This window comes from Micrococcus sp. GbtcB5, assembly GCF_019091605.1.
In the GTDB taxonomy this organism is placed as follows: Bacteria; Actinomycetota; Actinomycetes; order Actinomycetales; family Micrococcaceae; genus Micrococcus; species Micrococcus luteus.
The window spans coordinates 1-5,439 of record NZ_JAGXJK010000047.1 but is presented as its reverse complement, the minus strand read 5'-3'; the positions used below and the strand labels follow the sequence as shown (position 1 = coordinate 5,439).

The window sequence follows — 5,439 nt, the reverse complement described above, 5'->3', positions numbered from 1 at the left end:
CGAGTCGCACAGCGAAATGCTGAATGCTGTTCCGGAGAGCCTTGGCCCTGATAGGGCTGTCATCCTCCACGCCAAGAAGTTGGCGCAGTGTGGCACCCCGTTGGTTCGCATATGCCTCTCTGCGCTTGCAAGCCGCTCTAGTTTCACCAGGACCCTTTCGGGTATCTGGCCACAGCAGCTGCGCCACCATCGCTGCTTCGCTGACCACCGCCTCAGCGAAGTCGAAGGCGTTTTCATGGACGCGCTGGTGCTCCTGGGGGCTGAGGGCAGGCCCTCCGTCGGTGTTTGGCTGCGTCAGGATGGCGAGGGCCTTGCCCAATCGGCGCGCGGCGCGCAAGCCACGCCCGCACCTGCGTTGGATTTCCTCTAGATAGACCTCTTGGGCGAAGTCATCGAACGGGAGAGCCGGAGGCAGCTCCGGCTCGTTTGCGTCGGACTGTGTGGTGCTCGTCATGCCTGGAGCATAGGGGTGGCCGTCATGGAGGGGCGAGGAGAGAAGTCCCGCCGCGGCCGAATCGGGATAACCCATGAGAGGGAGATAACCCGACCGCGCTGTGATCCGGTCTTGGGGCTCGGCTGCGAGCCCAAGCTAGGCATGATGGTGAATGGACGACACGCTACGGGTCCAGTGGTCCGAAAGGGCGTCGAGTCGGAACTGTCACATAGCTGTCACGACGCGCTTATTGGTTGGATCGTCCCATGTCAAGCAGGGAATGACCGAGAATCCCCCATCCTCCGCGGGCAAGCCCCGGGACCCCAGTGGTTCCGGGGCTTTTCGCATGTCGGGGACCGCCGTCGACGGGGGAGGGCGCGCCCGGACTCCTCATCCGCCCCGCTGGATGCGAGACGCGGGTCACATTTGCGCGTATCCTTCTCCCCAGTCGTCCGGGACCGCCGGCGGCCGCCGCTCGGAGCTCGCACCGCACCGGCCATCCCCACCCCGATCTGGAGACCCCATGTCCTTCGCAGATCTCATCACCGCCGTGAACGACGTCATCTGGTCCCCGGCCCTGATCTGGCTCTGCCTGATCGTCGGCCTCTACTTCACCATCCGGACCATGTTCCTGCAGTTCGTGAACATCCCGGACATGGTGAAGCAGCTCCGCGAGGGCCAGGACTCCGCGGACGGCACCTCGTCCCTCCAGTCCCTCATGATGTCGCTCGCCGGCCGCGTCGGCATGGGCAACATCGGCGGCGTCGCCACGGCCATCGCGTTCGGCGGCCCCGGTGCCGTGTTCTGGATGTGGGTCATGGCCCTGCTCGGCGCCGCCACGTCCTTCATCGAGTCCACGCTCGGCCAGATCTACAAGGAGCGCGACCCGGACACCGGCGAGTACCGCGGCGGCCCGGCGTACTACTTCGAGAAGGCCTACAAGCACACGGCCGCCGCCCCCGCGTTCAAGGTGTACGCCATCCTGTTCGCCGTCGTCACCGTCTTCGCCACCAGCTACTTCCTGCCGGGTGTGCAGGCCAACGGCGTGGCCGCGGCCGTGGGCGAGGCGTGGGCCGTGCCCGCCTGGGTCGTGGCCCTGGCCATGGTCATCCTGCTGGCCTTCATCGTCCTGGGCGGCGTGAAGCGCATCGCGACGTTCGCCGTCTACGTGGTGCCCGTGATGGCCGTACTGTACATCATCCTCGCGCTGATCGTGCTGTTCCTGAACTTCGACCAGATCCCCGAGGTCTTCGGCTCCATCTTCGCCAGCGCCTTCGGCGTGCACGCCGTGTTCGGCGCGATCCTCGGCCTCGCCATCCAGTGGGGCGTGAAGCGCGGCGTCTACTCCAACGAGGCCGGCCAGGGCACGGGCCCGCACGCCGCCGCGGCCGCCGAGGTCTCGCATCCGGCCAAGCAGGGCTTCGTGCAGGCGTTCGCCGTGTACATCGACACGCTCTTCGTCTGCTCGGCCACCGCGTTCATCATCATCTCCACGGGCGCCTACCGGGTGTACTCGGACGGGCCCGGCTCCGACCTGCTGTTCGAGGGCATCGTCTCCCCGACGGCCTCCGAGGGCCCGGCCTTCGTCCAGACCGGCTTCGACGCCATGTTCTCCGGCTTCGGCCCCACGTTCGTGGCCGTGGCGCTGGCGTTCTTCGCCTTCACCACGATCGTGGCGTACTACTACATGGCCGAGGTCAACATCGTGTTCCTCACGCGCAACCTGCGCAACGGCATGGTCCGCCGCGTCGCGCTGCGCTTCCTGCAGGCCCTGATCCTCGTGTCGGTGGCCTACGGCGCCGTCGCCACCACGGGTGCGGCCTGGGGCCTCGGCGACATCGGCGTGGGCTCCATGGCCTGGCTGAACATCCTCGGCATCCTGGTGCTGCAGGGCCCGGCCCTCAAGGCCCTCAAGGACTACCGCGCACAGAAGCGCCAGGGTCTCGACCCGCAGTTCGACCCGCGCCCGCTCGGCATCCGCAACGCGGACTTCTGGGAGCACCGCGCCGACGGCCTGATCACCCAGGGCGTCGCCGGCACGGCCGAGCACCCGATCGTCGCCGAGGGCGGCGCCCACCGCGCCTGACCTACCGGCGGGGCTGGGCTCTCCCTGCCCCACCACGACGACGGCCCGGACGCCGCCAGCGTCCGGGGCGTCGTCGTGCGCGGCAGGTCAGAACAGCTGGCGCAGGTTCGCCTTCGCGAGGTCGAGCAGCTTGGTGCCCTTGCCGTCGAGGACGGTGCGCATGGCGTAGAGCGCGAAGCCCTTGGCCTGCTCGAACTCGATGCTCGGCGGGATCGTCAGCTCCTGACGCTCGGTCTTGACCACCAGCAGCGCCGGCCCGTCGTGGGCGAGGAACTCGCGCATCACCGCAGGCAGGTCCGTCGTGTGGTCCGCGCGGAAGCCCTCGATGCCGGCTGCCTCCGCGATCGCCGCGAAGTCCGGGTTCTGCAGGTCCGTCCCGAAGGGGACGAACCCGGCGGCCATCATCTCGAGCTCCACGAAGTTCAGCGAGTCGTTGTCGAACACGAGCGTCTTCACGGGCAGGTCGTTCTGCACGAACGACAGCAGCTCGCCGAGCATCATGGCCAACCCGCCGTCGCCGGCCATCGCCACCACCTGGCGGGCAGGGTCGACCGCCTGGGCGCCGACCGCCTGCGTGACCGCGTTGGCCATGGAGCCGTGGGACAGGGAGCCGATGATCCGGCGGCGCCCGTTCATCGTCAGGTACCGGGAGGCCCAGACCACCGGGGAGCCGACGTCGGGCAGGAACACCACGTCGTCGTCGGCCAGCTCGTCGAGGAGGCGGGCCACGTACTGCGGATGCACGCGTCCGCGTTCCGGGGAGGCCAGCTGGTCGAGGTCCTTGCGGGTCTTGGCGTAGTGCTTGAGCGCCTTGTCCAGGAACGCCGACGACGAGTTCCCGCGCAGCAGCGGCAGCAGGGCCTGGGCCGTCTCCTTCACGCCGCCCACGAGCGGCACGTCCACGGCCACCCGTCGGCCGATCTGCTCGCCGCGCACGTCCACCTGGATGACCGTGGCGTCCTCGGGGTAGAACTGCCGGTACGGCAGGGAGGAGCCGAGGATCAGCAGAGTCTCGGCCTCCTTGAGCGCGTGGTAGCCGGAGGCGAAGCCGAGCAGGCCGGTCAAACCGACGTCATACGGGTTGTCGTACTCGATCCGGTCCTTGCCGCGCAGCGCGTGGACGATCGGGGCCTGCAGGCGCTCCGCCAGGGCCACGACCTCGTCGTGGGCGCCGGCCGCACCCGCGCCGGCCAGGATGGTGATCCGCTTGGACGAGTCCAGGGCCTCGGCGGCCTCGCGCAGCACGGAGTCGGCCGGGATGACGCGGGACGGCGTGTGACGGATCACCTCGGGCTTCGCGGAGAGCTCGGTGAGGGCCACGTCGCCCGGGATCACGAGCACGGCCACGCCCCGCTGCTCGACGGCGGCCCGCATCGCGGTGCGCAGCATGCGGGGCATCTGGTCCGCCGAGGAGACGTGCTCCACGTAGACGGAGCACTCGCGGAACAGGTCCTGCGGATGGGTCTCCTGGAAGTAGCCCGAACCGATCTCCTCCGACGGGATGTGCGCGGCGATCGCGAGCACCGGGGTGCGGGAGCGCTGTGCGTCGAACAGGCCGTTGATCAGGTGGAGGTTGCCCGGACCGCACGAGCCCACGCAGACCGCGAGCTCATCCGTGAGCTGGGACTCGGCGGAGGCGGCGAAGGCCGCGGTCTCCTCGTGCCGGGTGTGCACCCACTGGATGCCGCCGTGGGAGCGCAGGGCCTCGGTCAGCCCGTTGAGGGAGTCCCCGGGCACGCCGTACATGCGGCGCACGCCCGAGGCGTGGAGGGTCTCGACGATGTTCTGGGCGACAGTGGCCACGGTGGAACCTCTCTCTGGTCGGAGGCGCCCGGGCCCGTTCGGCAGGGGCGCCGCTTTGCCTTCCACGCTAGGGGTCGAGGTCCAGGCCCGGGGAGGGTCGGCCACCCGCAGAGGGGGCGTCCGGCCTGGTCAGCGCAGCAGGTCGCGCTCGACCCAGCGCAGCAGGGACTCGCCGGCCCGCTCGTGGATGTCGTCGGCGTCGCCGATGCCGCGTTCGGCGAGGATCGCCGCCGTCACCACGCCGTAGGGCTTCTCGGGGACGCCGTCGGCGGGGCGCACGTCCATGTGCTCCACGGTGAGTCCGCGCTCGTGCAGCCGGTCGGCCATGGCGTAGTCGCTGCGCGAGTCGCCCGCGGTGAGCCAGCGTTCGGGCGCCGGGGTGCCCGCCTCCGCCAGCAGGTCGAAGCAGCGCTCGACGCCCAGGTCCTTGCCGGAGGAGCGGTGCTCGACGTCCACCGAGATCACCGAGGGGGCCACGCGCACCTCCTCGGCGAGTCCGCGCTCGGCGAGCAGGTCCTCGACGCCCGCGGCGACGTCGTCGCGCACCCGCTCGTACTCCGCCTGGTCCGCGCCCACTGTCTTCTCGAGGGAGACCATGGCCAGCTTGGTGTGGTCCGTGAACTGCAGGTCCCCGGCGCGCTCATCGTTGAGGGACCAGATTGCGTCACGGGTGTCCGCGTCGATGGCCATGTCCGGGTCGGTGCGGAGCCAGTCCGGGGCGGTGCCGTCCACGGTGACGTCGGGCAGGTCCCCGGAGGGCACCGCGGAGAACGGGAACCACACGGCGCCCTTCTCACAGACCGCGTGGAAGGGGGCGTCGTCTGGGAGGCCCGCGTCGCGCAGCGGGGCGATCACGCTGTGCAGGAGGAAGTCCGTGGAGCGGCCCGTGTTGAAGCCGACCGGCACCCCGCGCCGCGCGAGGCGGACGAGCACGTCGATGATCCCCTCCGGCACGGTCCGGGTCTCGGTGGAGGCCACGGGGCCGTCCACGTCCAGCAGGAGTCCTATCGGGGAGGAAGTGCGCATGCCCCCACCCTAGGTGTTGTGGGTCATGAGGTTCTTGACATGGGTACCGGGCTGAGATGAGACGAGTGGGCCTCTCCCGCAGGATGGAAGT

Annotated in this window: 4 protein-coding genes; 1 reads left to right on the top strand and 3 read right to left on the bottom strand. The window is 69.7% G+C overall.

Going from position 1 to position 5,439, the window contains the following annotated elements:
* Positions 1-454 (bottom strand): hypothetical protein (locus KVS67_RS11095; RefSeq protein WP_217565358.1); only part of this gene is annotated, 454 nt, incomplete at its 3' end.
* 502 nt (positions 455-956) lie between these two features.
* On the opposite strand from KVS67_RS11095, the gene KVS67_RS11090 reads away from it, so the two are divergent.
* On the top strand, positions 957-2,519 hold the full coding sequence (locus KVS67_RS11090; protein WP_217565357.1) for a sodium:alanine symporter family protein: 1,563 nt from the start codon (positions 957-959) through the stop codon (positions 2,517-2,519).
* 87 nt (positions 2,520-2,606) lie between these two features.
* Here the strand turns inward: KVS67_RS11090 and poxB are convergent, their stop codons facing one another.
* Both poxB and KVS67_RS11080 read right to left on the bottom strand, forming a co-directional pair.
* Positions 2,607-4,322: a ubiquinone-dependent pyruvate dehydrogenase gene (poxB, locus tag KVS67_RS11085; RefSeq protein WP_207476839.1), complete on the bottom strand. Its 1,716-nt coding sequence runs from the start codon at positions 4,320-4,322 to the stop codon at positions 2,607-2,609.
* 129 nt (positions 4,323-4,451) lie between these two features.
* Positions 4,452-5,348 (bottom strand): haloacid dehalogenase, encoded by an 897-nt coding sequence (locus tag KVS67_RS11080; RefSeq protein WP_217565356.1) that lies wholly within the window; start codon positions 5,346-5,348, stop codon positions 4,452-4,454.
* Positions 5,349-5,439 lie beyond the last annotated feature (91 nt).